Annotated in this window: 24 protein-coding genes and 1 riboswitch; of the genes, 22 read left to right on the top strand and 2 right to left on the bottom strand. The window is 74.7% G+C overall.

Annotated features, from left to right (window positions below; genetic code table 11):
- The first annotated feature begins 69 nt into the window (after nucleotides 1–69).
- The 14 genes from IF89_RS40635 (at nucleotide 70) to IF89_RS0104630 (ending at nucleotide 15,873) form a co-directional block, all read left to right on the top strand.
- A complete protein-coding gene (locus IF89_RS40635; RefSeq protein ID WP_051806797.1) occupies nucleotides 70–1,182 on the top strand; it encodes an AraC family transcriptional regulator in 1,113 nt (370 codons plus the stop codon).
- 53 nt (nucleotides 1,183–1,235) lie between these two features.
- Nucleotides 1,236–1,298, top strand: a riboswitch (guanidine-III (ykkC-III) riboswitch).
- A gap of 75 nt (nucleotides 1,299–1,373) precedes the next feature.
- A complete protein-coding gene (locus IF89_RS0104690) occupies nucleotides 1,374–1,811 on the top strand; it encodes an Ohr family peroxiredoxin (protein WP_030761541.1) in 438 nt (145 codons plus the stop codon).
- The gene (locus IF89_RS0104685) at nucleotides 1,804–2,238 is read left to right on the top strand and encodes a hypothetical protein (protein WP_030761538.1); all 435 of its coding nucleotides are present in this window, start codon (nucleotides 1,804–1,806) and stop codon (nucleotides 2,236–2,238) included. Before IF89_RS0104690 ends, IF89_RS0104685 begins: the two co-directional genes overlap by 8 nt.
- Before the next feature lie 242 nt (nucleotides 2,239–2,480).
- Nucleotides 2,481–2,756 (top strand): WhiB family transcriptional regulator, encoded by a 276-nt coding sequence (locus IF89_RS0104680; RefSeq protein ID WP_051806796.1) that lies wholly within the window; start codon nucleotides 2,481–2,483, stop codon nucleotides 2,754–2,756.
- 350 nt (nucleotides 2,757–3,106) lie between these two features.
- Nucleotides 3,107–4,591, top strand: a complete 1,485-nt coding sequence (locus IF89_RS0104675; RefSeq protein ID WP_030761533.1) for an aldehyde dehydrogenase family protein — start codon at nucleotides 3,107–3,109, stop codon at nucleotides 4,589–4,591.
- Between the two features lie 15 nt (nucleotides 4,592–4,606).
- Nucleotides 4,607–6,217, top strand: coding sequence for a GMC family oxidoreductase (locus IF89_RS0104670; protein ID WP_078628092.1), 1,611 nt, complete (start codon nucleotides 4,607–4,609; stop codon nucleotides 6,215–6,217).
- Nucleotides 6,214–7,326, top strand: a complete 1,113-nt coding sequence (locus IF89_RS0104665) for a quaternary amine ABC transporter ATP-binding protein (protein WP_078628091.1) — start codon at nucleotides 6,214–6,216, stop codon at nucleotides 7,324–7,326. The genes IF89_RS0104670 and IF89_RS0104665 overlap by 4 nt, the downstream gene beginning before the upstream one ends.
- 202 nt (nucleotides 7,327–7,528) lie before the next feature.
- Nucleotides 7,529–9,454, top strand: coding sequence for an ABC transporter permease subunit (locus tag IF89_RS0104660; protein ID WP_234327667.1), 1,926 nt, complete (start codon nucleotides 7,529–7,531; stop codon nucleotides 9,452–9,454).
- A gap of 1 nt (nucleotide 9,455) precedes the next feature.
- The gene (locus tag IF89_RS0104655; protein ID WP_051806795.1) at nucleotides 9,456–10,445 is read left to right on the top strand and encodes an ABC transporter substrate-binding protein; all 990 of its coding nucleotides are present in this window, start codon (nucleotides 9,456–9,458) and stop codon (nucleotides 10,443–10,445) included.
- 229 nt (nucleotides 10,446–10,674) lie between these two features.
- Entirely contained in the window at nucleotides 10,675–11,280 is a 606-nt protein-coding gene (locus tag IF89_RS0104650) for a hypothetical protein (protein ID WP_030761520.1), read from the top strand.
- Between the two features lie 117 nt (nucleotides 11,281–11,397).
- Nucleotides 11,398–12,147, top strand: a complete 750-nt coding sequence (locus IF89_RS0104645; protein WP_030761518.1) for a hypothetical protein — start codon at nucleotides 11,398–11,400, stop codon at nucleotides 12,145–12,147.
- A 199-nt stretch (nucleotides 12,148–12,346) separates the two neighbouring features.
- Nucleotides 12,347–13,480, top strand: coding sequence for an LLM class flavin-dependent oxidoreductase (locus tag IF89_RS0104640; protein WP_030761516.1), 1,134 nt, complete (start codon nucleotides 12,347–12,349; stop codon nucleotides 13,478–13,480).
- Entirely contained in the window at nucleotides 13,477–14,184 is a 708-nt protein-coding gene (locus IF89_RS0104635; protein WP_030761514.1) for a CE1759 family FMN reductase, read from the top strand. Before IF89_RS0104640 ends, IF89_RS0104635 begins: the two co-directional genes overlap by 4 nt.
- A gap of 450 nt (nucleotides 14,185–14,634) precedes the next feature.
- A complete protein-coding gene (locus tag IF89_RS0104630) occupies nucleotides 14,635–15,873 on the top strand; it encodes a M20 metallopeptidase family protein (RefSeq protein WP_030761512.1) in 1,239 nt (412 codons plus the stop codon).
- Nucleotides 15,874–15,900: 27 nt separating this feature from the next.
- Here IF89_RS0104630 and IF89_RS0104625 read toward each other — a convergent pair whose 3' ends face one another.
- The gene (locus IF89_RS0104625) at nucleotides 15,901–17,115 is read right to left on the bottom strand and encodes a hypothetical protein (RefSeq protein WP_030761509.1); all 1,215 of its coding nucleotides are present in this window, start codon (nucleotides 17,113–17,115) and stop codon (nucleotides 15,901–15,903) included.
- 232 nt (nucleotides 17,116–17,347) lie between these two features.
- Between IF89_RS0104625 and IF89_RS0104620 the strand changes: the two genes are divergently transcribed.
- The 6 genes from IF89_RS0104620 to IF89_RS0104595 all read left to right on the top strand — a co-directional run bounded on the left by IF89_RS0104620 (nucleotide 17,348) and on the right by IF89_RS0104595 (nucleotide 24,007).
- Nucleotides 17,348–19,912, top strand: coding sequence for a molybdopterin-dependent oxidoreductase (locus IF89_RS0104620; protein ID WP_030761506.1), 2,565 nt, complete (start codon nucleotides 17,348–17,350; stop codon nucleotides 19,910–19,912).
- Nucleotides 19,909–20,880 (top strand): FAD binding domain-containing protein, encoded by a 972-nt coding sequence (locus tag IF89_RS0104615; protein WP_043192999.1) that lies wholly within the window; start codon nucleotides 19,909–19,911, stop codon nucleotides 20,878–20,880. Before IF89_RS0104620 ends, IF89_RS0104615 begins: the two co-directional genes overlap by 4 nt.
- 253 nt (nucleotides 20,881–21,133) lie before the next feature.
- Nucleotides 21,134–21,862 (top strand): ribosome-inactivating family protein, encoded by a 729-nt coding sequence (locus IF89_RS0104610; RefSeq protein WP_030761499.1) that lies wholly within the window; start codon nucleotides 21,134–21,136, stop codon nucleotides 21,860–21,862.
- Complete coding sequence (locus tag IF89_RS0104605) at nucleotides 21,859–22,683, top strand: hypothetical protein (protein ID WP_051806794.1); 825 nt, start codon at nucleotides 21,859–21,861, stop codon at nucleotides 22,681–22,683. Before IF89_RS0104610 ends, IF89_RS0104605 begins: the two co-directional genes overlap by 4 nt.
- Nucleotides 22,680–23,561 carry a class F sortase gene (locus IF89_RS0104600; protein ID WP_267882086.1) on the top strand — a complete coding sequence of 294 codons (882 nt, stop codon included), beginning with the start codon at nucleotides 22,680–22,682 and terminating at the stop codon, nucleotides 23,559–23,561. The genes IF89_RS0104605 and IF89_RS0104600 overlap by 4 nt, the downstream gene beginning before the upstream one ends.
- 152 nt (nucleotides 23,562–23,713) lie before the next feature.
- Nucleotides 23,714–24,007, top strand: a complete 294-nt coding sequence (locus IF89_RS0104595; RefSeq protein WP_030761489.1) for a WhiB family transcriptional regulator — start codon at nucleotides 23,714–23,716, stop codon at nucleotides 24,005–24,007.
- 9 nt (nucleotides 24,008–24,016) lie between these two features.
- Here IF89_RS0104595 and IF89_RS0104590 read toward each other — a convergent pair whose 3' ends face one another.
- The gene (locus IF89_RS0104590) at nucleotides 24,017–24,307 is read right to left on the bottom strand and encodes a hypothetical protein (RefSeq protein WP_030761487.1); all 291 of its coding nucleotides are present in this window, start codon (nucleotides 24,305–24,307) and stop codon (nucleotides 24,017–24,019) included.
- Nucleotides 24,308–24,531: 224 nt separating this feature from the next.
- On the opposite strand from IF89_RS0104590, the gene IF89_RS0104585 reads away from it, so the two are divergent.
- Together IF89_RS0104585 and IF89_RS0104580 are read left to right on the top strand one after the other, a co-directional pair.
- The gene (locus tag IF89_RS0104585; protein ID WP_030761484.1) at nucleotides 24,532–25,008 is read left to right on the top strand and encodes a GNAT family N-acetyltransferase; all 477 of its coding nucleotides are present in this window, start codon (nucleotides 24,532–24,534) and stop codon (nucleotides 25,006–25,008) included.
- Nucleotides 25,009–25,218: 210 nt separating this feature from the next.
- The gene (locus IF89_RS0104580) at nucleotides 25,219–25,749 is read left to right on the top strand and encodes a DoxX family protein (protein WP_030761481.1); all 531 of its coding nucleotides are present in this window, start codon (nucleotides 25,219–25,221) and stop codon (nucleotides 25,747–25,749) included.
- The last annotated feature ends 27 nt before the right edge of the window (nucleotides 25,750–25,776 follow it).

Here is a 25,776-nt window from a genome sequence, read left to right as displayed (position 1 = left end):
CCCCGTGCCGGGGAGAGGCTGTCGCGGCGGCTCTTGACGGTTGCGGTGCCCCCGCCTTGACTGACGGCCGTGTCCACCGTCGAGCCGCCCTCCCGCACAGGACCCGCCGCCCCAAGTCCTCCTGCCCCCGGCCCGTCCGCCGCCGACCTGCCCGCACCCGCGCCGCCCGCGGACGGCGCTCGCCTCCCCGGCCCGCCCGCTCCCGGGCCGTCCGTCAACGCGACCTACGCCCTTGCCGTCCTCAGCGCATCGGCCGAGGCGGGCAGCGGAGGGTCCGGCTCCTGGGCGCTGCCCACGGACCGGCTGGAGTACGGCGAGATGCGGGCCCTGTGGGACGAGGTGCTCACGGCGCGGGACGCCGGCCCCCACACCGGACTGCTCGTGGGCGACCGTATCCGGCCCGACGGACTGCACATCCTGGGCCACCTCATCCTCACCTGCGCCAGCCTCGCGGACGCCGCGCAGGCGGCCGAGCGCTACCACCCCCTGGTGAGCCAGGCGGGCACCGTGACCCTGCACCGCCGGGGCGGCGTCGGCCGCGTCTGCTACCGGCCGACCGTCGGCCCGGCCGCCATGCACCCCCAGCAGGTCGAAGCGGTCGTCAGCAGCATGGTGCGGGCAGCCCGCTGGATCGTGGGCGACGACTGGACCCCGCGCGCGGTGTCGTTCACCCACGCCCGCGCCGGCTCCGCCGAACCGTACGCCCGGGTCCTGGGCTGCCCGGTCACCTTCGGCGCCCCGGAGAACGCGGTCACCATCGCCGACGAGGACCTCGACCGGCGCCGCCCCGTCCACGACCCGACGCTCAACGCCCTGCACCGGGCCTACGCCGACCGCCTCCTGCACCAGCTCTCCGCGGCCCCGACCGTGGCCGAACGCGTCCGGCAGTGGCTGGAGCGCGCCCCACTGGAGGACGCCGGCCCCGACGGCCCCGCCCGGCAGCTGAACCTCAGCGTCCGGACCCTGCGCCGCGCCCTGCACGCGGAGGGCACCTCCTGGCGCGCACTCCTCGACACCGCACGCCACGGGCGGGCCAGGCGGCTGCTGGAGACCACCGCCCTGCCGCTCGACCGGATCGCCCCGCTCGTCGGCCTGAGCGGAGCGACCGCCCTGGTGCGGGCCTTCAGCCGCTGGGAGGGCATACCGCCGGGGGCGTACCGCAGCCGGTTCCGGCACGGGTGAGGAACCCCGCCCGGGGCGGGCCGCCCGGCCGCCGGGACCGGTGCTAGATTGTCCGGCGGCCGGCTCCCAGGCCCCGGACGAGATGCGCCGTACCCGGTTATGCACGACGACGCGCGAGGTGCCGCACGCGCGGCACCGCCCGCTGTCCGCACCCGGGCAGCGTCCTCGTCGAGCAGGATGGGCCGAACGCCATGACCGTGCCACTCACCCGCAGCCTGTACCGGACCACCGCGCACGCCGCCGGGGGCCGTACCGGATCCGTCCGCACGGACGACGGACGCCTCGACGTCCGCCTGGCGCCGCCGCGCAAGAAGGTGCCCGGCACCACCAATCCCGAGCAGCTGTTCGCGGCGGGCTTCGCGGCCTGCTTCACCTCCGCGTTGGCGGAGGTGGCCGCCGAGTTCGGCGCGGACGCGTCCGCCGCGCGGGTGGCCTGCGAGGTCGAACTCGGTACGACGGACACCCCGGCCGGCTACGGCCTCGCGGTGACCCTGACCGTCGGCCTGCCGGGATGGCGGGCGGCGGACCTCCAGCCGCTGCTCCACCGGGCCGACGCGGTCTGCCCGTACTCGCAGGCCGTACGCGGCAACGTACCGCTGACGCTGCGGGCCGTGGACGACAGTGCCTGAGCCGGAGGAGGCCGGCCGCGGCATCCCGGCACCCGGGCGGGGCGCCTGGTTGCGGCGCGGCATCAGCCGCAACGGCGGCCCGCTCGTGGAGGAGGGGGAGGGCGAAGTGGTCTGGCTGCAGGCCGGTTCGTCCTACGCCGACAGCCGGGGCTTCGCCGGTACGACCTCCTTCGACGGCTCCCGGGTGCGCTTCCACCACCTCACGGGCGAGCCCGGCGACGACACCGGCACCCTGACCAGGGACGGCGCGAACCTCGTCGAGCGCGGCACCAACCCGGACGGCAGCACCTTCCTGGAGATCTGGACCCCGCTGCCGGACGCGGAGGGCCCGACCGGCTCATGGACCGGCCCCGGCCACCACGTGGTGCGCGTCGGCCGGCACGTGGTGCACGTCGACGCGGACGCGGGCACGTACTGGCGCCTTTGACGGACGAGCGGCGCCGCCCCCGTTCTGCCCGGCCGCGAGCATGTGGACCGGGCGCCCGGCGAAGCCCGGTCCTCCCACCCGTACTGCGCGCCGACGACGCTCCCGACAACCCGGCGCTTCCGCAACGATCCGGCCAGTACCGTCATGTCACGCCTGAGGGCGCATGGACGGGCGGGATCCGGTGATACGGGTGGGGACAGGCGGTCACGACGGACGACCGCCCCTGCCGGAAGGAACCGGGCGTGAGCGACAACTCCCGTACGGACGTGCTCCTCGACCCCCGCTACGACGCACCGCTCGACGGGCCGTGCCGCTCCGGGGAGCGGGAGGTCTTCGAGCGGGGGGCCGGCGAGCCGGCCGAGGCCGCCCGGCAGCGTGAAGAGGCGGCCAAGGCGGTCTGCCACGGCTGCCCGGTCCGGCTGCCGTGCCGCCGCCGGGCCCTGGCCGACCGGGTCCTGCACGGCGTGCGCGGTGGCCTGACCCCCGACGAACGCCACCTTCTGCTCGCCCACAGCTAGACGGTGCCCGCCACTCCCGCCTCCGCACCCCCGCCTCCGCCTCCCGCCCCCGGTCCACGCCGGTGGGCCCGGCCGCCCGCCCACACCTCCCGTACGGCGGCCGGGTCACCGCCCCGCCCCTGCCCGGATGCCTCCGCACCCCCGCTCCCGCCCCGAGAACCGGGGGCGGACTCCGCCCCACTGGTGACCGATTCGCCTGGATCTGCCCCAAATCGGCACAGGGCGACGGAGAGTGACTCCCGTCACTTCCAGTGACGCATGGGACATGACCTCGGCCGACCGGGGCAAGCGCGCCCGAACACCATCACCGCGGGGAGGCCGCGGTGCCGGAATCGGAGGTACAGCGCGTCGTGTCCGAGCAGACGACCATCCACATCGCCGGAACCTGGCGTTCCGCGATATCAGGGGCCACCCGAGAGGTCCTCGACCCGGCGGACGCCACCGTCCTCGCCGTCGTCGCAGAAGGCGGCACCGCGGACACCGACGCGGCCGTCAGCGCCGCCCGCGCGGCCTTCGACGGCGGGCCGTGGCCCCGGACCCCGGTTCTGGAGCGGGCCGCCCTGCTGCGCCGCACCGCCGTCCTGCTGCACCGCGACCGCGAACGCCTCGCGCTGCTGGAGAGCCGTGACGCGGGCAAGACCCTGGAAGAGGGCCGCGTGGACGTGGACTGCGTCGCCGACGCCTTCCTCTACTTCGCCGACCTCGTCTCCGGTGAGAGCGCGGGCCGTGTGATCGACGCCGGTACCTCCGACGTCCACAGTGTCGTCGTCCACGAGCCCGTCGGGGTCTGCGCCCTGATCACGCCCTGGAACTACCCGCTGCTCCAGGCCTCCTGGAAGATCGCCCCCGCCCTCGCCGCCGGCAACACCTTCGTGATCAAGCCCAGCGAGACCACCCCGCTGTCCACGGCCGCCCTCATCGGCCTGCTGGTGGAGGCGGGCCTGCCGGCCGGCGTGGCGAACCTCGTCACCGGCCCCGGCGACCCCGTGGGCGCGCGGCTCTCCGCCCACCCCGACGTCGACCTGGTCTCCTTCACCGGCGGTCTGGCCAGTGGTACGAAGGTGATGCGCGCGGCCGCCGACTCCGTCAAGAAGGTCGCCCTCGAACTGGGCGGCAAGAACCCCAACGTCGTCTTCGCCGACGCCTGCTCCACCCCCGACGGCTTCGACACCGCCGTCGACCAGGCGCTCAACGCGGCCTTCATGCACAGCGGCCAGGTCTGCTCCGCCGGCTCCCGCCTCATCGTCGAGGAGGGCGTCGCAGAGCGCTTCGTCGCCGAACTGGCCCGCCGCGCCGACCGGATCCGCATCGGCCGAGGCACCGACCCGGGCGTGGAGTGCGGGCCGATGGTGTCCGCCGCCCAGCGCGAACGCACCGAGGAGTACGTGGCCTCGGCCGTCGCCGAAGGCGCTGTCCTCCGCGCCGGCGGCGTACGGCCCGACGAGCCCGGCTACTTCTACCGCCCCACCGTCCTGGACCGCTGCCACCGAGGGATGCGCGTGGTCCGGGAGGAGGTCTTCGGTCCCGTCCTGACCGTGGAGACCTTCCGTACCGAGGACGAGGCCGTCGCGCTCGCCAACGACACCGAATACGGCCTCGCCGGCGCCGTGTGGACCTCCGACGCCGGCCGCGGCAGGCGGGTGGCGGGCCGGCTGCGCCACGGCACCGTATGGATCAACGACTTCCACCCCTACCTCCCGCAGGCGGAGTGGGGCGGCTTCGGCAAGTCCGGCACCGGGCGCGAACTCGGTCCGACGGGACTGGCCGAGTACCGCGAGACCAAGCACGTGTACCAGAACCTCGCCCCGCGCCCCGTGCGCTGGTTCGCGGGCTGAAGGAGGACCGTCAGCATGACCAACCCCCCGCACATCCCCACCCCCGCAGAGCACGCTCCCGGACAGCGCGAGCAGGGCGGCGAGCGCGCGTCCGCGCCCGAGTACCGCTACGACTACGTCGTCGTCGGCGGCGGCACCGCCGGCTCCGTGATCGCCTCCCGCCTCACCGAGGACCCCGACGTCACCGTCGCCGTCATCGAGGGCGGCCCCAGCGACGTCGACCGGCCCGACGTGCTCACCCTGCGCCGCTGGATGGGCCTGCTCGGCGGCGAACTCGACTACGACTACCCCACGACCGAACAGCCCCGCGGCAACTCGCACATCCGCCACAGCCGGGCCCGCGTCCTCGGCGGCTGCTCCTCCCACAACACCCTCATCGCCTTCAAGCCGCTGCCGTCCGACTGGGACGAGTGGGAGGAGGCGGGAGCCGAGGGCTGGCACGCCTCGGCCATGGACCCCTACTTCGACAAGCTCCTCAACAACATCGTCCCGGTGGCCGAGCAGGACCGCAACGCCATCGCCCGCGACTTCGTCGACTCCGCGCAGCGCGCCCTGGGCGTGCCCCGCGTCGAGGGCTTCAACCGCAAGCCCTTCCACGAGGGCGTCGGCTTCTTCGACCTCGCCTACCACCCCGAGGACAACAAGCGCTCCTCCGCCTCGGTGGCCTACCTCCACCCCGTCATGGACGAACGGCCCAACCTGCGCATCTTCCTGGAGACCTGGGCCCACCGCCTCGAACTCGACGGCACCCGGGCGCGCGGCGTCCACGTGCGCAGCGCGGACGGTACGGAGTCCCTGATCACCGCACGCCGCGAGGTGCTGGTCTGCGCCGGCGCCGTGGACACCCCCCGGCTCCTCCTGCACTCGGGCATCGGCCCGCGCGCCGACCTGGAAGCCCTCGGCATCCCGTCGGTCCACGACCTGCCCGGAGTGGGGGAGAACCTGCTCGACCACCCCGAGTCCGTGATCGTCTGGGAGACCGACGGCCCGATCCCCGAGAACTCCGCCATGGACAGCGACGCCGGTCTGTTCGTCCGCCGCGACCCCGAATCCGCGGGCCCCGACCTGATGTTCCACTTCTACCAGGTCCCCTTCACCGACAACCCCGAGCGCATCGGTTACGAACGCCCCGCGCACGGCGTGTCGATGACCCCCAACATCCCCAAGCCGCGCAGCCGCGGCCGGCTCTACCTCACCAGCGCGGACCCGGAGGTCAAGCCGGCCCTGGACTTCCGCTACTTCACGGACGAGGACGACTACGACGGCCGGACCCTGGTCGACGGCATCAGGCTCGCCCGCGAGATCGCCGCCACCGAACCCCTGGCGGGCTGGCTCAAGCGCGAGGTGTGCCCCGGCCCCGACATCACCGGTGACGAGGAGCTCAGCGCCTACGCCCGTTCCGTCGCGCACACCGTCTACCACCCCGCGGGCACCTGCCGGATGGGCGCCGCGGACGACCCCGGGGCCGTCGTCGGCCCGGACCTGAAGATCCGCGGACTCCAGGGCATCCGCATCGCGGACGCCTCCGTCTTCCCGACCATGCCCGCGGTCAACCCCATGATCGGAGTGCTCATGGTCGGCGAGAAGGCAGCGGAACTCCTCAAGAGCGAGGGGGGCACCCGATGAACACCGCCCCCGTGAACGTCCCTGCGAACACCGGCGTCCGCAACCGGACCGGCACCGCCCCCGCGGCGTTCTCCGTGGACGGCCTCTGGAAGGTCTTCGGCCCCGACAAGGCCGCCGCGAAGGTCCCCGGCTCCGCCGACGCCGACCTGTCCGCAGCCGAACTGCGTGCACGCACCGGCTGCACCGCGGCCGTCCGCGACGTCACCTTCGACGTCCGCAAGGGGGAGGTGTTCGTCGTGATGGGCCTGTCCGGCTCCGGCAAGTCCACCCTCGTCCGCTGCCTCACCCGGCTGATCGAGCCCACCGCCGGAAGCCTGGCCATCGACGGCGAGGACGTCCTGGCCATGGACGCCACCCGGCTGCGCGCGCTGCGCCGCCACCGCGCCGCCATGGTCTTCCAGCACTTCGGCCTGCTCCCGCACCGCACCGTCCTCGACAACGTGGCCTACGGCCTGGAGATCCAGGGCGTCGCCCGCGACGACCGCCGGGACAAGGCCGCCGAACTCGTCGCCAAGGTGGGCCTGGACGGCCTGGAGCACCGGCGCCCCGGCCAGCTCTCGGGCGGCCAGCAGCAACGCGTCGGGCTGGCCCGCGCCCTAGCCGCCGACCCCGAAGTGCTGCTGTTCGACGAGCCGTTCAGCGCCCTCGACCCCCTGATCCGGCGCGAGATGCAGGAGGAGGTCGCCCGGCTCCACCACGAGGAGGGCCGCACCATGGTCTTCATCACCCACGACCTCGCCGAGGCCCTGCGCCTGGGCGACCGGATCGCCCTGATGCGCGACGGCCGCATCGTCCAGCTCGGCACGCCCGAGGAGATCGTCGGCTCGCCCGCCGACGACTACGTACGGGACTTCGTCCGCGACGTCCCGCGCGAACAGGTGCTCACCGTCCGCTCCGCGATGCGCCCCGCAGCCGCCGGCGAAGCCGAGCAGGGTCCCGCGCTGGCCCCCGCCGCCACCGTCGCCGAGGCCATCCAGGCCGTCGCCGTCAGCGGCGGACCGGCCCGCGTCGTCGACGGCGGCCGCTGCCTGGGCGTCGTCGACGACGCCGGCCTCCTCGCCGTCGTGGCCGGACTGCCGGTCCCGACCGGACGGGGGGTGGCGGCGTGACCTGCCCCGCCCGTTCCACGACCCCCGTCCCCGACGCACGGAGGCGGTGCGCGTGACCTCGACCCCGGCCCACACACCGGCCCGCACCCGCACCCGCATCCCCGGTCCCGCCCGCGCAGCGGCGCCCTCCGGCGCCGACCGGTCCGCCCGACCGGCCCCCTCCCGCACCGCGTCCACCCCGCAGGACCGCCCCCGCAGAGGCCTGCGCGGCCTGGCCGCGGGCCGCGCGTTCCTGCTCCCGATGGGCGTCGCCGCCGCCCTGCTGATCCCCCTCGCCCTGGCCTTCCCGGGCGCCGGCAGCTGGCCCGCCGCGCTGGCCGTGGACCTCTCCGGCCCGCTCGGCCGCGCCGGCGACTGGATCATCGACCACCGCGACAGCCACCCGCTCTTCCTCCACTTCTTCGGCCACGTCAGCAACGCCGTCGTGGTGTCCGTCCGCGCCGTCTACGTCGTCCTGCTGGCCGCCGGATGGACCGGGGTCACCGCCCTGGCCGCCCTCGTCGCCTGGCGCCTCGCCGGCACCCGCCTCGCGCTGACCTGCGCCGCCGCCTTCGCCACCTGCGGAGTGCTCGGCATGTGGGTGCCGACCATGCAGACCCTGGCGCTGATGGCCGTCGCCGTCACCGCCTCCGTCGTGGTCGGCGCCCTGCTCGGCCTCGCCGCAGGGCTGTCCCCGCGCGCCGACCGCGTGCTGCGCCCCGTACTCGACACCATGCAGATCCTGCCGGCCTTCGCGTACCTGCTGCCGATGGTGCTGGTCTTCGGCATCGGCGTGCCCGCCGCCGTCCTCGCCACCGTGGTGTACGCCGCCCCGCCCATGGCCCGCCTCACCGCGCTGGGCCTGCGCGAGGCCGACACGGGCGTCATGGAGGCCGTCGCCTCGCTCGGCGCCACCGGCCGCCAGCGGCTGCTGACCGCCCGTCTGCCGCTCGCGCGCCGGCAGCTCCTGCTCGGCGTCAACCAGGCCATCATGACGGGCCTTTCCATGGCCGTCATCGCCTCCGTGATCGGCGCCGGCGGGCTCGGCGACCGCGTCTACCAGGCCCTCGCCTCCGTCGACGTCGGCGCCGCCCTCGCCGCGGGCATCCCGATCGTGCTGCTCGCCGTGGTGCTCGACCGCACCGCCGACGCCGCGGGCCGCCGGCTCGGCGCCGGGCCCGTACCCCTCAGCGAACAGCACTTGCTGCGGCGGGTCTTCGCCGGCTGGTACGGCCGCCTGCTCACCGTCCTCGCGGCGGTGGCCGTGGCCGTCGTCGGCCGGATGGCCGGAACCTCCGTATGGCCCGAGTCGTGGACCGTCTCCGTGGCCGAGCCGGTGAACGCCGCCGTCGCCCGGATGACCGACCACCTCTACTCCGGCGTACCCGTGGTCGGCGGCACCGCCGACTGGGCCGCCCGCTTCACCGGTTGGGTACTCGACCCGCTGCGCAGCGGACTCCAGGCCACCCCCTGGTGGCTGCTCCTGCTCGTCGCCTGCGCGCTCGCCCTGCTCGCCGGCACGTGGCGCACCGCCCTCACCGCGGTCCTCGCCCTCGCCGCCGTCGGCGTGCTCGGCGTGTGGGACGCCTCCCTGGACACGCTGTCCCAGGTCCTGGCCGCTGTCGCCGTCACCCTCGTGCTGGGCTTCGCGATCGCCGTGGGCGCCGCCCGCAGCGCCCGCGCCGAGCGCCTGCTGCGGCCCGTGCTCGACATCTGCCAGACCCTGCCGCAGTTCGTCTACCTCATCCCCGTCGTCGCGCTGTTCGGCGTCGGCCGCGCCCCGGCCGCCGCGGCCGCGGTCGTGTACGCGCTGCCCGCCGTGGTCCGGATCACCGTCCAGGGCCTGCGCGAGGTGGACCCGGCCGTCGTGGAATCCGCCCGCTCCCTGGGCGCGACCCGCGCGCAGCTGCTGCGCCAGGTCCAGCTGCCCCTCGCCCGGCCCGCGCTTCTGCTGGCCGTCAACCAGGCCGTGGTCCTGGTCCTCGCCGTCGTCATCATCGGCGGCCTCGTCGGCGGCGGCGCCCTCGGCTACGACGTCGTCCTCGGCCTCGCGCAGGGCGACCTCGCGACAGGCCTGGTGGCGGGCGCCGCGATCGTCTGCCTCGGCCTGCTCCTCGACCGAGTCACCCAGCCCGCGAAGGGGGCCTGACATGCGCGACGACACCCGCCACCGGCGCTTCCCGCGCCACCGCCGCGGCGCGGCCGTCCTCGCGGCCGCGACCGGACTCGCCGTCCTCACCGGCTGCGGGGCCGCCGACATGACCCGGCAGGCGTCCCCGTACGCCGCCGCCCGGGGCGCGAAGACCGTCACCCTGTCCGTCCAGTCGTGGGTCGGCGCCCAGGCGAACACCGCCGTCGCCGCCTACCTCCTCGAACACGAGCTGGGCTACCGCGTGGACACCGTCCAGGTCGACGAGGTCCCCGCCTGGGACGCCCTCAGCCAGGGGCGCGTCGACGCGATCCTGGAGGACTGGGGCCATCCCGAACAGGAGAAGCGGTACGTCGAGGGCAAGAAGACCATCACCCGGGGCGGGGACCTGGGCGTGACCGGCCACATCGGGTGGTTCGTGCCCACCTACTTCGCGGAGGCCCACCCCGACGTCACCGACTGGAAGAACCTCGACAAGTACGCCGACCGGTTCCGTACGCCCGAGAGCCGCGGCAAGGGCCAGCTGATGGACGGCTCACCGTCCTACGTCACGAACGACAAGGCGCTCGTGAAGAACCTCGACCTGGACTACGAGGTGGTCTTCGCCGGCTCGGAGGCCGCCCAGATCACGCAGATCAAGCAGTTCGCCAAGGAGCGCAAGCCGTTCCTGACGTACTGGTACGAGCCGCAGTGGCTCTTCGAGCGCGTCCCCATGACCGAGGTCAAGCTGCCCGAGTACACCGAGGGCTGCGCCGACGACCCCGAGAAGGTCGCCTGCGCCTACCCGCACACCCCGCTGCAGAAGTTCCTCAACACGCGCTTCGCGCAGTCGGGCGGAAAGGCGGCGGACTTCCTGAAGAAGTTCCGCTGGACGAAGGCGCAGCAGAACGAGGTCTCCCTGATGATCGCCGAGGAGAAGCTCTCGCCTCAGCAGGCGGCGAAGAAGTGGGTCGAACGCAACGAGGCCGTCTGGAAGCCCTGGCTCCAGTGACCCCCCGCGGGGCCCTCCCCACTCGGGGAGGGCCCGCCTGCCGCCCGCTCCGGGCGGGGGAGGGAGGCGGCGGGGACGGAGCGCTGCGCCAACGCGGCATCGTCTCGCCGGTCCCCGCCCGGGACGCCCGGGGGAGGGGGCGGGTGCGGCGTACGGTCGAGCAGCCGGCCCGGCCCGTCGCCGGCCGGGTCGAGCCCCCTCGACGCCACGACCGGAACGGGAGCAGACGTTGCTTCTCTACGCCCAGACCCCCGCGCGGCGCCGCCGCCAGATCCTCGCGGACCTGACCGCCGTGCTCCTGATCGCGGCCGCGGTGACCCTCGCCCTGGCCGTCCACGACGCGATCATGCTGCTGGCCGAGCCGGGACGGAAGGTGGAGAGCTCCGGCGACAGCCTGGCCTCCGCCCTCGACGACGCCGGGGAGACGGCCTCACGGGTACCGCTCGTCGGCGACCTCCTGCAGCCGCCGCTGCGCTCCGCCTCCGACGCGGGCACCGGGCTCGCCGACGCCGGACAGTCCCTCCAGGACATCGTCGGCCAGGTCGCCTTCCTGGCGGCGCTGGCCCTGATCGTCGTCCCCGTGGCGTGCGTGCTCCTGCTGTGGCTGCCGCTGCGCGTGCGCTGGATCCGGCGCAGCGCCACCGTCCGGCGCCTCCTCGACGTCCCCGGCGGCGCCGACCTGCTCGCCCTCCGCGCCCTCACCGGCCCCCCGGCCGACCTCTGCGCGATCCCCGCGCCGCCCGGTGGCCTGGCGGACGCCTGGCGCCGCGGCGATCCGCAGGCCCTCTCCGTCCTGTGCGGCATCGCACTCCGCAGGGAGGGCCTGCGGCCCTGACGGACGCGGCCGGCCCGCGCCCGCCGCCGGCGTCCGTGCAGCGGTCGGCAACGCCGGCGGCCTTCTGGAAGGATCAAGGCCTACGGTGCCCTGGATCGCTGCGACGAGGAGGATCTGATGAGCATGGCCGACGGGGGGCGGCAGTGGCCGGACGAGGTCAGCGTGGAGAACGCGAGGGCGACACTGCTGCAGCTCCTTGCCCGGGCGGGGGTCCCGCCCGATGACGCGCGGCAACTGATCGGGCTCCTGGAGGCGGGCGCACTGGCGCTCGCGCACGAGGAACTGAGCGGCCGTGGCGGCCCCGGCGCGACGCCTGACCGGGACGAGCCGAAGGGCGAGCCGTACGCGTCGGGTCGGCTCGACGGGGTCCGCGACGTCCTCGACGAGCTCGGCGCCGTCACCGAGCGGACCCTGGCACGGGCCGTCGGCGAGGCAGGGGAACAGGGCCCGGCGGGGGAGCGGCCGCGGGCCAGGCGCATGGAGGTGGAGCGGGCGCGAGTGGCGGTGACCCCCCTGTACCTGTCGTTCACCGCGGTCTCCGAGCTGGACCCGGAGGTGACGGACGAGGTCCTCGCCGCCGTCCTCGGCACGATGAGCCCGCGGCAGCGGGCCGGGTACGCGGGGCGGCTGACGGAGTTCGCCGGGGACCACCGGGCACACCTGGAGCACCTGTTCGCCGGGTACGGGCCGGGCAGCGCCATCACGATGCACGGCCGCTACTCGCTCCTGCACTCCGCCACGAGCATCGCCGTCCTGGAGCGGCTCGTGGCCGCGCCGGAGGAGCTGCGCGAGGAGTGGGAGGCCGTGGAGCTGCCGCCGGCCTGGCTGGACGGGCTGACGACCGCCTGGAACGACGCTCCGCGCTGACCGGGCGGGACCGCGCCGACCGGGCCGACCCGCAAGGCCGGGAAGCCGCGTGAGTCATCACCGGGCCGCCCGGCACCTTCTGCCGGGCGGCCTCTGCGTTCCCGGCTCCGCGTCCGCCGCTTCCCGGGAGGGAATAGCACGCCCGCACCTCTCGTTCCCGAGTATAGTTGAATCGTAAACAACCTTGGGAAGGGGAGCCATGCAGTTCGGGATCTTCACCGTCGGCGACGTCACGGCCGATCCGACGACCGGACGCGTGCCCAGCGAGCACGAACGCATCAAGGCGATGCTCGCCATCGCACAGAAGGCCGAGGAGGTCGGCCTCGACGTCTTCGCCACCGGCGAGCACCACAACCCGCCGTTCGTCCCCTCCTCGCCGACCACGATGCTCGGCCACATCGCCGCACGCACCGAGCACCTCATCCTGTCGACCTCCACGACGCTGATCACGACGAACGACCCGGTGAAGATCGCCGAGGACTTCGCGATGCTCCAGCACGTCGCGGACGGCCGCGTCGACCTGATGATGGGCCGCGGCAACACCGGACCGGTCTACCCCTGGTTCGGCAAGGACATCCGCGACGGCATCGACCTCGCCGTCGAGAACTACGCGCTGCTGCGCCGCCTCTGGGACGAGGACGCCGTCACCTGGAAGGGCAAGTTCCGTACGCCGCTGCAGTCCTTCACTTCCACCCCGCGCCCCCTGGACGGCGTCGCGCCGTTCGTGTGGCACGGATCCATCCGCTCCCCGGAGATCGCCGAGCAGGCCGCGTACTACGGCGACGGCTTCTTCCACAACAACATCTTCTGGCCGGCGTCCCACACCGAGCAGATGGTGAACCTCTACCGGCAGCGCTACGCCCACTACGGGCACGGCACCCCCGAGCAGGCCATCGTCGGCCTCGGCGGCCAGGTGTTCATGCGCAGGAACTCGCAGGACGCGGTGCGCGAGTTCCGCCCATACTTCGACAACGCGCCGGTGTACGGGCACGGCCCGTCCCTGGAGGAGTTCACCTCCCAGACGCCCCTGACCGTCGGATCGCCCCAGCAGGTCATCGAACGGACCCTGTCGTTCCGGGACTACGCCGGTGACTACCAGCGCCAGCTGTTCCTGATGGACCACGCGGGCCTGCCCCTGAAGACCGTCCTGGAGCAGCTCGACCTGCTCGGCGAGGAGGTCGTGCCGGTGCTGCGCAAGGAGTTCGCGAACCTGCGCGCACCCGGCGTGCCCGACGCTCCCACGCACACCGCCCGGGTGGCGGCAGCGGCGGCCCAGGACACCGCGAATGACTCGAAGCAGGAGACGCAGGAGACACAGGAGACACAGGCATGAAGATCGTCGTCGTATCGGCCGGGCTGAGCTCACCCTCCTCCACGCGGCTGCTCGCCGACCGGCTCGCCGCCGCGACCCTGGAGCACGTGGACGCCGAGACCGAAGTGCTCGAACTGAGGGACCTGGCGACGGAGATCGCCCAGCACTTCGTCACCGGGTTCCCCTCCGCCCGGCTGGCCGCCGCGCTCGACGCGGTGGCCGCCGCGGACGGACTCATCGCCGTGACGCCGGTGTTCGCGGCCTCGTACAGCGGCCTGTTCAAGTCCTTCTTCGACGTCATCGACAAGGACGCCCTCACCGGCAAACCGGTGCTGCTCGGCGCGACCGGCGGCACCGCCCGCCACTCCCTGGTCACCGAACACGCGCTGCGCCCGCTCTTCACGTACCTGCGCGCCCTCGTCCTGCCGACCGCCGTCTACGCGGCCTCCGAGGACTGGGGCCAGGAGGGACTGGCGCAGCGGATCGCCCGCGCGGGCGGGGAGCTGGCGCGCTTCACGGCACCCGCCGCGGCCGCAGCCGCCGCCCCGGCCGCCGCCCGCGGCGGGGCGGCACGGACCACCGGCCCGGTCGGCGCCTTCGACGTCGACACGACCGCCGCGATCGCCCCCCGGTCGCTGACCGGCGCGATCACCTCGGTGGACCCGGGGGACGGTTTCGTGACGGTGCCGTTCGAACAGCGCCTGGCCGCGCTCCGGGTCCCGTAACCGCACCGCCGCTGCACGCCCCACCCGCTGCCCGCGCCCCGAGCGCGGGCAGCGGTGCGCGTCCGGCTCGCCCCGGCCTCCGCCGCGGGACTCGCGCTCGGCGCCCCCGGCCTCTCCTGGTCCCTCGGCCACCGCAGGCGGCGGAGGGTACGCCCTCGCCACAGCCCTGGAGCACCGGCGCGTCCGCGCCCTGGAACGCACCACCTCCCGCTGACGCCGTTGCCGGCGGCGACGCGTCGTCGGGCGCGGTCCGGCGGCGCGGCGGGCGGGCGCGCGGCACCATGGGGGCGTGCCGATCGTCCGTCCCCGTGGAGGAGGCGCCGTGTACGTCACCACGCCGTCCGCCGCCGGCCCCGGCTCACCCGCCGGTGGTGGCGCCCCTGCGCCCGGCGGCGACCCCGCCCGGCCCCACGCGCGCCGGGCCCGTCCCCCGGTGCGGGCGGCCCGCCGATGACCGCGGGGCCCGACGAGGGACTGCTCGCCGCGGCGCGCGCCGCGCTCCCCGGCATGGTGGCACTGCGCCGCACCCTCCACCGCCACCCCGAAACAGGCGCGCACCTGCCCCGCACCCAACAGGCCGTCCTGGAGGCCCTGGACGGCCTGGGACTGGAGGTGGTCCCCGGGGCGCACTCCAGTTCCGTCACCGCACGCCTCGACGGCGCCCGGCCCGGCCCGTCGGTCCTGCTGCGGGCCGACATGGACGCCCTGCCACTGCACGAGGAGACGGGCCTCGCCTTCGCCTCCGCCGTACCCGGCGCCATGCACGCCTGCGGGCACGACCTGCACACCGCGATGCTCGTCGGAGCCGCCCGGCTGCTCGCCGCCCACCGCCGGCACCTGGCGGGCCGGGTCGTCCTCATGTTCCAGCCCGCGGAGGAGTCGGGGGGCGGTGCCCGCCACATGATCGACGAAGGCGTGCTGGAGACCGCCGAAGGCGGCCGTGTCACCGCCGCCTTCGCCCTCCACGTCACCACCCGCTTCCCGAGCGGCACCCTGCACCTGCGGCCCGGACCCACCTTCGCCGCGTCCGACGGGCTGCACGTGACCGTACGCGGCCGCGGCGGCCACGCCTCGGCCCCGCACCGGGCCCTCGACCCGGTGCCCGTCGCCTGCGCGATCGTCCAGGCCCTGCAGACCCTGGTCACGCGCACCGTGGACGTCTTCGATCCGGCCGTCGTCACCGTCGCCTCGATCCACGCCGGCACGGCGCCCAACGTCATCCCCGAAACCGCCGAGATCCACGGCACCTTCCGCACCCTCACCCCCGCCACGCGGCACCTGGTGCGCGACGGCATCACCCGGATCGCCCACCACGTGGCCGCCGCGCACGGCGCCCGCGCCGACGTCACCCTGACCGAGGGCTATCCGCCCGTCGTCAACGACCCCGCCCGCACGGCGGCCCTGCACGACGCCGCGGCCACGCTCCTCGGTCCCCGCCGGGTCCACCACCTGGCCGAACCGATCATGGGCGCCGAGGACTTCTCGTACGTCCTGCAGCAGGTCCCGGGCGCCATGGCCTTCCTCGGGGCGTGCCCGCCGGGCACCGCGCCCGAGCACGCCCCGGACATCCACTGCGACCGCGTGGTCTTCGACGAGGACGCCATGGCCACCGGCGCCGCCGTCCACGCCTGCGCGGCCCTGCACGCCGCCACCCTCCCGGGCCGCGACACCGGCGGCCGGGACACCTGACCGGCAGCCCGGCAGCCCGACCGGCCCTCAGTCCTGCCAGTAGAACAGCAGCGTGTGCACGTCGAGCGGCTCGCGCGCACCGAAGTAGTAGACGCCGAGGCCGGTCACGCGGACCGCCCCCGTGGTCCCGTCGATCCAGCGGAAACCGGCCCCCTCCAGAGCGGCCCGGGCGGCGGGGTCCTCCACGGGGCCGCCCGCGAACGGCCCCAGCGTGCTGATCAACACCTCGCTCCGGCCGCCCTCCCCGTAACGGATGACGTGGTACGTCCCGCCACCCTGGCGGTGGACCTCGCCGCAGGAGAGCGCAGGACGCGGCACCAGACCGGCCCCCGCCAGCGCCGCCGTCGCCGCGGCCAGTTGCCGCTCCTCGTCCGGGGGACGGGGCGGCTGCGTGCACAACGCCTCGATCCGCCAGCGCGGATCGCTCTGCTTCTCGCACTCGGGCGCGTACGCGTGCACGATCGCCCGGCGCAGCTCCTCGTCCAGCCCCTCCACCTCCACCCGCGGACGGCCCAACGCCGTGTTCACGGCCCGGGTCTGCGCCGCGTCACCGGTCAGCCGGTGCAGGGCGTAGGCCGCCCACAGCGCGGCGTCGGCGGTCGGAGCACCGGCGAGGTAGGCGCGGATCCGGTCCGGGCAGGTCAGCAGGGACTGCGCGAGGTGGGCCACCCCGGGGTCGGGGTCCGCGAGCGCGTCGACGACGTCCGCTCCGGCCCGGTGCCGGACGCGCACGGCCACGGCGCGGTCCTCGGGCCGCCCGTCCGCGAGTTCCGCGAGCACCGCCTGCGACCCGTACCGGTCCGAGAGCGCGTCGAGCCCCGCCTCACCGACCGCCCGCCACGACCCCCAGTGGCTGAAGGCCAAGGTCGCCAACTCGCCCGCCGCCGTGAGGTCCCCGAGGGCGCCCCGCGCCCGCAGGACCGCCTCCGGCATGCCGTACGCCTCCTCCTGCCGCCGGTCCTCGTGCCGCAGCCAGGGCAGCAGTTCGGCCCGGTCCGACAGCACGCCGAGCAGTGCCTTGCGGACCGTGCCGGTGTCCCCGGGGTCGCGGACGCACGCGAGCAGCTCATCCAGGCGCGCCTGCGGCACCCGGCCCGCCAGCGCCTGCGCACAGGCCGTCCGGCGCCACCACGGCTGCCCGCGGTCGACGGCGCAGCGCGCCAGCAGGTCGGCGTCGTACGCCCGCAGCGCGGCCGCATCGGTCCGGCCGGCCTCCGGCGTCAAGCTGGTGATGTTCGGCATCCCGGGATGCTACTGCGCACCCCCGCGCCCCCCGCAGCGGATTACGGCGCACCGCGAACGGAGCAACCACCGGCCTGCGCCCCTCGGGCCCGCAGCCCGGTCCCGGGGGTCCCGGGCCCGCGCGGGCGGCCGTACGCCGCACTGCGCCGGCCCGTGGAGCGGGATATCAAGGAGCGTGACGGTGCGCGCGCGGCCCCCGCGCCCACCACCCCACGCTTGAGGAGTACGACTCGTGGACTTCGAGGTCAATGGCGCCCGGCACACGGTCGACGTGGACGACGACCCGGCCGCGGTGGAGGTGGTGCGCGACCGCCTGGGCCTCACCGGCACCAAGCTGGTCTGCGGGGGCGGCGTCTGCGGTGCCTGCACCATCCAGGTCGACGGCGAGCCCCGGGTGTCCTGCCTGACTCCTGCCGCCCGGCTGGCCGGACGGCGGGTGACCACCGTGGAGGGTCTCGCCGACCACCCCGTGACGCGTGCCTTCGCGGCCGAGGACGCCCTCCAGTGCGGCTACTGCACCCCGGGATTCGTCGTCGAAGCGGCTGCCTTCCACGACCGCCGGCGCGCCGAGCACGGCCCCAACCGGCCCGACCGCGGACAGATCGCGGAGGCCCTGGCCGGCCACCTGTGCCGCTGCGGCGCCTACGAGGGCATCTTCAGGGCGGTGGCCGCCGCCTGCGCGGGCGACTACGACACCACACCGGCCGGCGGGGAGGCCGCAGCGGTGCCCCGCACCGAAGCCCCGCAGAAGACCGACGGATCGGCCCGCTACACCACCGACCTGCGCCCCGAGGGCCTCCTGGAGGGCGTGATCATCCGCTCCCCGCACGCCCACGCCCGCGTACGCTCCCTCGAAGCGGGCGACCTGCCCTACGTGCCGCTACTGCCCCCCGACGGCGTGGTCCGCTACGTCGGCCAGCCGGTCGCCGCGGTCGCGGCACCCGACCGGGCCGCCGCCCGCGCCGCCGCCGCCCGCGTCACGGTCGACTACGACGTGCTCCCGGCCGCGTTGGACGGACGCCAGGCCCGCACCGGCGAAGGGCCCCCGGTCTACGAGGACAAGGCCGCGCGCAAAAGAGCACCCGGCTCCGGCGAGACCCCCCAACTGGTCCCCGCCCGCTGGCGCGGCAACCTGCGGGGCCCGTCCGCCATGAGCCGGCGCCCCGCCGCGGCCGTACGCCGCATCCGGAAGGCCCGTAGCGACCACCCGGAAAGGGTCGTCGAGGGCGTGTTCACCACAGCCTCCCAGACCCACACCCCGCTGGAGCCGCACGCCTGCCTCGCCCACTGGACCGACGGCACCCTCCACATCCACGTCTCCACCCAGTCGGTCGGACGCGTGGCCGAACTCGCCGCCGAACGCTTCGACCTGCCCCCGGAACGCGTCGTCGCCCGGGCCGTCCACGTGGGCGGCGGCTTCGGCTGCAAGATGGGCCTCACCGCCGACGTCGTCGCCGCGGTGGAGCTGGCCCGGCTGCACGGCGCCCCGGTACGGGTCGTGCTGGACAGGGACGAGGAACTCACCGACGGCGGCCACCGGCCCGGCGCCCGCATCCGGCTGGCGATGGCCGCCGACGCCTCCGGCGACCTCAGCGCGCTCGCCATGGACGTCGACAGCGACGGCGGCGTCTCCGTGGGCGGCAGCGTCGCCGCACTGGCCCGCTTCATGTACGGCCGGGCCCCCCGCCGCCTGCGCGACTTCGACACCGTCACCCACCGGCCCCCCGGCGCACCCTTCCGCGGTCCGGGCGGACCCACCATGTGCTGGGCCCTGGAACAGGCCGTCGACGAGATGGCCCACCGCCTCGGACAGGACCCGATCGCCCTGCGCCGCCGCTGGGACGGCAACTCCAAGCGGCACGCCCTCTACGAACGGGCCGCGGCCCTCCCCGTCTGGTCGGGCCGCCGCGGCGGCACCGGACGCTTCCGCCGCGGAGTCGGCGTCGCGGCCGCCAACTGGCTGTACTTCCTAGACCCCGGCACCGAGGTCGAACTCACCGTCGAGGACGGGACCGTCGTCGCCCGCTGCGCCGTACAGGACATGGGCACCGGCTCACGGACCGTGCTGCGCCGGGCCGTCGCCGAGGCGCTCGGCCTCCCCGAGGCCAGGGTGCGGGCCGACATCGGGCGCAGCGACACCGTCCACGGCCCCCTCTCGGGCGGCAGCCGCACCACCCCCTCCCTCGTGCCCGCCGCCGCGGACGCCGCCGCCCGGCTGCGCGAGGCGCTCGGCGGAAGGGACGTAGGGGCCCGGCTGGACGCCGCCCACGGCGTGCGGGTCGTCGGCCGGCGCCCCCGCGACCGGCGGGGCTTCGTCACCCCCTTCGCCCTGGCCGGCCTGTCCGTCGGCCGCGGTTTCACCGGATCGGTGCAGGTCGCCGAGGTCGAGGTCGATACCCGGCTCGGCCGGATCCGCCCGCTGAGCGTGTGGAGCGGCATCGCCGCCGGCCGCATCCACGAGGACCGGCTCGCCCGCGGCCAGTGCGAGGGCGCCGTCATCCAGGGCATCGGCTACGCCCTGTTCGAGGAGCGGCGCACCGACCCGGCCACCGGCCGGGTGCTCACCGAGAACCTGGAGGACTACCGCATCCCGGGGATCGGCGACACCCCCGAGATCACCGTCCACTTCCACCAGGAGGGCTTCGACCACGTCCCCGGGGGCGGCGTCGGCCTCGGCGAGATCGCCACCCTGCCCACCGCGGCCTGCCTGGCCAACGCCGTCCGCGACGCCACCGGCTGGCGCCCGTACGACATGCCCATCCGCCCCGACCGGCTCCTGGAAGGACTGCGTACGTGAGCACCGAGCCCGATCCCACCGACCTCTCCGAGGCCGTACGGGCCGGCGGCGGCGAGCTGCGCGCCGGCGGGACCGACACCGGCGCGCGGCAGCGCAGCGGCCTGTCCACCGGACCGTTCACCGATCTGGACGGCACCGCGGAACTCCGGGGCACCGGGCCGCTGCCCGGCGGCGGGCTGCGGATCGGCGCCCTGACCACCCTCGCCGCGCTGACCGCCGACCCCCGGGTCCGGGACGGCTGGCCGGCCCTCGCCCTGGCCGCCGGGACCGCGGCCACCCCGCAGATCCGTGCCGCGGGCACCGTGGGCGGCAACCTGCTCCAGCGCAACCGCTGTTGGTACTACCGCAACCCGCACATCAGCTGCCTGCAGAAGGGCGGGGCCGGCTGCCCCGCGCGCGAGGGCGACCACCACTTCGCCGTGGTGTGCGGGACAGGCCCCTGCATCGCCCCGCACCCGTCCACCCTGGCGATGGCCCTGCTCGCCCACGACGCCGAGGCCGAGATCCACGGCGAATCCCCGCGCGCCGTCGCCGACTTGTACGGCGACGGCGACCGGCTCCACCACACCGACCACCTGCTGCCGCCCGACCGCATCCTCACGGCGGTCCGGCTGCCGGCACCGCTGCCCGGCGAACGCGCCGCCTGCCACCGGACCACCGCTCGCGCCCACGCGGAGTGGCCGCTCGTCGAGGCCGTCGCCCGCGTCACGCTCGACGGGACCACCGTGACGCACGCCGCCGTCGCCGCGGGCGGGGTGGCCCGCGTCCCGCTGCGGCTCGGGGAGGTGGAGTCCGCCCTCATCGGCCGCGAAGCCACCCCCGGGACGCTCGCCGCGGCGGCCGCGACCGTACTGGACCGCTGCCGGCCGCTGCCGCAGACCGGGTACAAGGCCACCCTGTTCCGCGACACGGTCCTGGAAGTCCTCGAACGGGCGGTCGCCCCGGACGCCGCCCGCCCGGCCCGCTGACCGCATCGCACCCGCCGGGACCACGCGCTGATTTTTTGGCAACAGAGGCCAAGTATTCGTCCCGTCGCCGCCGCGAGGACTACAAAGGTCGAGACCGAACCGAAACCGAAACCGGCGGCGGAGATCCAGTCCCCGCGCGCCGACGATCGGAATGATGTCGAAGGCGGTGGATGCGCGTGCGTGAGTACAGCAGGACCGAACCGATTCCCTTCAGATTACTTCCGAGGAGTCCGGGATCCGGCTCCTCCACCTGATGCAGACGGCCATGCTGAAACCCGTGTCGTTTTCCTCGGCGTACGCATCGGTGGACGAGTACCGGCTCCTGATGTCGGCCATCCGGTCGAGAGCAGCGGATGCTCACGGTGTTCTCAGCATGGCCGGCCGGGGGGAAGGCGGGGAAACCCACCTCCCCCTCCGCATTCAACTTCTGGGCTTGTTCATAGAGCTCTACATCGAGCTCCGCCCGCCCGCTGCGGGCCCTCGCATCATCGGATTCCGCAACACCTTCGAGAACGGGCAGGCCCCGCCGGAGGCGTACGTACGCCACGTGCGCGACGCGGCCGCGCCGCCGGGCGTCAGTCGAACGCAGGAACTGCCCTTCGGCGGGCGCTGCCCCGACCTGGAGGCGGCAGCCGGTGTGCGGCGTACCGGGGTCCTCCTGGGGCGCCGGCCCCTGGGCGACGCGGTCATGCGACTGCACCGCAACCGTGATCCGAAATCGACCGCGCACGGAATGCTCGTGCTCTCGGTGATGCTCTGCGAGGCCGCCCGCTTCCCCTCCCTGGCCGATGCCATGTCGCGCATCTGGATGACCGGCGGAAGGCTGCCGGACGCAGGGGGCGCCGCGAAATTCCCAAAGAGAAACCCATCCACAGGCGTTGGGGCGCCGAAGAAGGAACGAGTTCCTCTCCGGGGACTCGTCCCGACCCCGTACGATCTGCGATTCCCGTCCCGGGGATCCACGGAACAGGAGCGAATGTGATAGTCAAGCGCGCCGGTCGCCACGTGGTTCTCGCCGCTGTACCCGCCGCCGTGTTCCTGACCCTCGGTCTTTCCGGACCAGCTCTCGCGGAGGGCGCAAAGGCGTACCAGATCGACCTGGCGCAGCTGAACGATTCGGGAGCACGCGGCACGGTCATGCTCAGCCTCAAGGGGAACCAGCTGACCGTGCAGATCGAATCCGAAGGCATGGTGCCCGGATCGCCGTCGGCGCAGCACCTGCACGGCTCGACCAAGGGACACGACTTCAAGTGCCCCGACGCGACGGACGACACGAACCGCGACGGGATCCTCGACAACACCGAAGCCACGCACGACTACGGCGACATCAACATCTCGCTCACCACGACAGGGGACACCAAGCCCGCGAGCGGCCTCGCCGTGGACCGCATGCCCGTCGCGGACAAGAAGGGCAAGATCTCCTACAAGCGGACCATCACCGTCGGCCAGGACGTGGTCGACCACATCAAGGACCTGCACGTCGTCCAGCACGGCATCGACCGCAACAAGAACGGCAAGTACGACTTCGAAGGCGCCGGCAAGAGCGAGCTCGACCCGAAGCTGCCCCAGGAGGCCACGGCCCCGACCAACTGCGGAGAGGTCAAGGGGGCGGCCGTGGGATCCATTCCGGTCGGCGCCATCGAGACCGGCGGCGGATCGGTGGGGAACGCCACGGTGGAGGTGACCATGCGCGACGGCGTGGCGATCACCGTGCTCGCCGTGGCGGCCGGTGCCGTGGCCCTCTCCCGCAAGCGGGCCTCGGCCGTCCCCGTCCGCCAGGAGAGCACGGGGGGCGGCGCGTGAAGCGAGCCCCCGTACCCGGCCGCGCCGACCCCGCCGGACGGACCGAGCCGACACATCCGACCGGCCCGACCGAGCGCACCGGCCCGACCGCCGCGACCGCGTCGACGCCCCCGGCCCTCCCGGCGTCCCGGACCCTCCCGGCGCCCCCGACCGCCCCACCCCCCGTCCGGCACCTCCGGCCGGCCGCGCGCCGGACCGTACGCCCCCTGGCCGCCGCGGCCCTCGCCGGGCTGCTCCTGGCCGGCTGCGGAGGCCAGAACGCGGCGAAGCCCCCCGCACCGCAGGGGCAGGCCGGGCAGGCCGGAGCCCCCGCCCCCGCCGGCGGTGCCGCGCAGCCGGCGGACGGATCGCAGAGCGCTACGGGCGCCGACGCCGCCACCGGCACCGGTACGGGCGCCGGCGCCGGCCGGGCCGCGCCGGCCCTCGCCCGGTCGGAGCCGCAGAAGATCACGATCCCCTCCCTGGGGGTGACCAGCTCCCTGGAGACGCTGCGGCAGAACGCCGATGGCACCATGCAGACCCCCAAGGACCCCGCCCTCGCCGGCTGGTACGAGCCGGGCCCGACGCCCGGCTCCCAGGGACCGGCCGTGATCGCAGGGCACGTCACGTGGAACGGAGCAGCAGCGGTGTTCGAGAAGCTGAAGTCGATGAAGGGCGGAGACACGATCAAGGTGACCCGCAAGGACGGCAAGACGGTCACCTTCACGGTGGACCGGGTCAGCCAGTACCCCAAGGCCGAGTTCCCCACGCTGGAGGTCTACAAGAACCTCGACCACGCCGGCCTGCGCCTGGTGACCTGCGGCGGCGACTTCGACCCCAAGAAGCACTACTACGACAGCAATGTGGTGGTCTTCGCCCGGATGTCGGGCGCCGCCTAGCCGGACGGCACGCCCGCGAAGACGTCCGTCGGCCGCACACCCCCCACTGCGGTCGGCGGACCCGTCGGCGGCCCCGTCGCGACGGACGTTTCATCCGCCGGATCGTGAGCAGGCGAGCCATCGTCATCACCGTCCCACGGAAGGAGCAAGCAATGTCCGACGTGTCGCGACTCCCGGGCCTGGCCGAGCACCACTGGGCGTGGCAGACGGAAGCGGCCTGCCGCGGCATGGGATCGCGCCAGTTCTTCCACCCCACGGGAGAACGCGGGGAGGAACGAGCCGCCCGCGACCAGGCGGCCAAGGAGATCTGCGCCCGCTGCCCGGTGGTCGCCGCCTGCCTGCGGCACGCGCTGAGCACCGGCGAGACGTACGGGGTGTGGGGCGGGCTCACCGAGGAGGAACGCCGGGCCCACGCGGCCCGCAGCACCATCGGCGCAGCCGCCTGAACACGTCGGTCAGTGCAGCCCCGGCGCCAGCGGAAGGCGCGCTCCCGCGCGCACGGACTCGATGACCGCTTCGTGCAGGGCGCGGCTCGCCTCCTCACTGGGACACGGGACGGGACTTCCCTCCAGGGGGAGCCACTCGGCGGCCCCGCTGTACTGCACCGTGACGTGGGCCAGCCCCTCCACCTCGGTCCACGTGGTGTGGATGTCGAGCTCGCCGGTGAGGACGGGGCCCGACCCGCCCGTCACCACTCCGTCCCGACCGGCGAAGATCCCGCACGTGGTCCATGACGCCCAGCTCATCCGGCCTCCTCGCCGCACTGCACACCCAGCACTGCACTCGTCGTCCTGCCAGTGTGAACGCGCCGGGCCTCCAGCGCCCTGCGGAGCCGGCTGCCCCCGCCGCGGCGGCCGCACGGCGCGCGCAATCCGGGTGCGACGGCCCGGCCGCAGCACGTACTGTCGCCCCTGGTCATCCCCGCCGGGGAGGCGACCGGCCGGACGTGACGCTCGGAGGCTCGACGGGCATGGATCTTCTTCCTTTCTCCGCAGCTCACGCGGCCGTGGTGGCCGGCTGGCCGACGTCGGCCGGCGAGGTGTCCCTGTGGTGCGGGCGGCAGGAATTCCCCTTCTCCGAGCAGACGATCACCGCATGGCAGCAGGACGCCGACGTCCGGGCGCACGTACTCGTCGAGGACGACGCGGTCGTGGGGTACGGAGAGCTGTGGCTCGACGCCGACGAGGACGAGGTCGAGCTGGCCCGGATCATCGTGGCGCCGGACAACCGGGGCAGAGGCCTGGGCCGTGCCCTGGTACGCGGCCTCCTCGCCCGGGCCGCCGCAGCGGGCCACGCCGACGTCTTCCTGCGCGTGCACCCGGACAACGCCGCCGCCCTGCGCTGCTACCGGGCCGCCGGCTTCGCCCCGGTGGCCCCCGATCTGGCCGAGGCCTGGAACGCACCCCAGCCGGTCGCCTACGTCTGGCTCCGGGCCGCCACGCCCTGAGCCGTCCCCGCGAGGGGACCGCGCGCGGGGCACGGGCCCGGCGGGCCCATCCGCTCAGTGGCACCCTCTTCCCCGGCGTGGGCTGCTCCGCCGGGCGGTCCTCCGTTCGGCGGACCTCCCGGCCGGCGCGGGGTGGCTCCCGCCCGGACGGGATACGGATGTCGTCGCCGCACCCCACCCGACCCCGGCCACGGCCTCAGGGAGACTTCGATGAGCTGCATCAACCGACGCGACCTCGCGCTGCTGGCGCTGCGCGCAGGCACCGGAGCCGTACTGATGGCGCACGGCACGCAGAAGCTGTTCGGGTGGTTCGGCGGCCCCGGCCTCGAGAAGACGGCCGCCGCGATGGAGCACATGGGATACACCCCCGGCCGGCCGAGCGCCATCGCCGCCGGCCTCGGCGAGACCGGTGGCGGGGCGCTCCTCGCCCTGGGCCTCGCCACGCCCGCGGCGGGAGCCGCTGCCGCAGGGGCCATGGCGGGCGCCGTCGCCGTCCACGCACCGGCAGGCTTCTTCGCCCAGGGCGGCGGCTTCGAGTACCCGGCCTTCCTCGGGTTCACCGCGGCCACCATCGGCCTCGCCGGAGCCGGCCGCTACTCCCTCGACCACGCCACCGGCCACACCTTCGACCAGCGGTGGATGCTCGCCCTCGCCTTCGGCGCCAGCGCCCTCGCGGCCGCCGCCGTCGTCACCAGGCGCGCACAGGGCCGGCAGGGCGACGGGCAGCAGGAGGAGGAGTGAAACGGCCCGGCCCGCGCCCGACCGCCG

The sequence above is a fragment of the Streptomyces sp. NRRL F-2664 genome, assembly GCF_000719345.1.
In the GTDB taxonomy this organism is placed as follows: Bacteria; Actinomycetota; Actinomycetes; order Streptomycetales; family Streptomycetaceae; genus Streptomyces.
This window is presented reverse-complemented; position numbering and strand designations above follow the sequence as displayed.

Excerpts from the sequence above, each read along its gene's own strand:
- IF89_RS0104690 (WP_030761541.1), top strand. The coding sequence starts at position 1,374 with ATGACCGTGCCACTCACCCGCAGCCTGTACCGGACCACCGCGCACGCC.
- IF89_RS0104670 (WP_078628092.1), top strand. The coding sequence starts at position 4,607 with ATGACCAACCCCCCGCACATCCCCACCCCCGCAGAGCACGCTCCCGGA.
- IF89_RS0104665 (WP_078628091.1), top strand. The coding sequence starts at position 6,214 with ATGAACACCGCCCCCGTGAACGTCCCTGCGAACACCGGCGTCCGCAAC.
- IF89_RS0104655 (WP_051806795.1), top strand. The coding sequence starts at position 9,456 with ATGCGCGACGACACCCGCCACCGGCGCTTCCCGCGCCACCGCCGCGGC.
- IF89_RS0104645 (WP_030761518.1), top strand. The coding sequence starts at position 11,398 with ATGAGCATGGCCGACGGGGGGCGGCAGTGGCCGGACGAGGTCAGCGTG.
- IF89_RS0104640 (WP_030761516.1), top strand. The coding sequence starts at position 12,347 with ATGCAGTTCGGGATCTTCACCGTCGGCGACGTCACGGCCGATCCGACG.
- IF89_RS0104635 (WP_030761514.1), top strand. The coding sequence starts at position 13,477 with ATGAAGATCGTCGTCGTATCGGCCGGGCTGAGCTCACCCTCCTCCACG.
- IF89_RS0104630 (WP_030761512.1), top strand. The coding sequence starts at position 14,635 with ATGACCGCGGGGCCCGACGAGGGACTGCTCGCCGCGGCGCGCGCCGCG.
- IF89_RS0104625 (WP_030761509.1), bottom strand. The coding sequence starts at position 17,115 with ATGCCGAACATCACCAGCTTGACGCCGGAGGCCGGCCGGACCGATGCG.
- IF89_RS0104610 (WP_030761499.1), top strand. The coding sequence starts at position 21,134 with ATGCAGACGGCCATGCTGAAACCCGTGTCGTTTTCCTCGGCGTACGCA.
- IF89_RS0104595 (WP_030761489.1), top strand. The coding sequence starts at position 23,714 with ATGTCCGACGTGTCGCGACTCCCGGGCCTGGCCGAGCACCACTGGGCG.
- IF89_RS0104590 (WP_030761487.1), bottom strand. The coding sequence starts at position 24,307 with ATGAGCTGGGCGTCATGGACCACGTGCGGGATCTTCGCCGGTCGGGAC.
- IF89_RS0104585 (WP_030761484.1), top strand. The coding sequence starts at position 24,532 with ATGGATCTTCTTCCTTTCTCCGCAGCTCACGCGGCCGTGGTGGCCGGC.
- IF89_RS0104580 (WP_030761481.1), top strand. The coding sequence starts at position 25,219 with ATGAGCTGCATCAACCGACGCGACCTCGCGCTGCTGGCGCTGCGCGCA.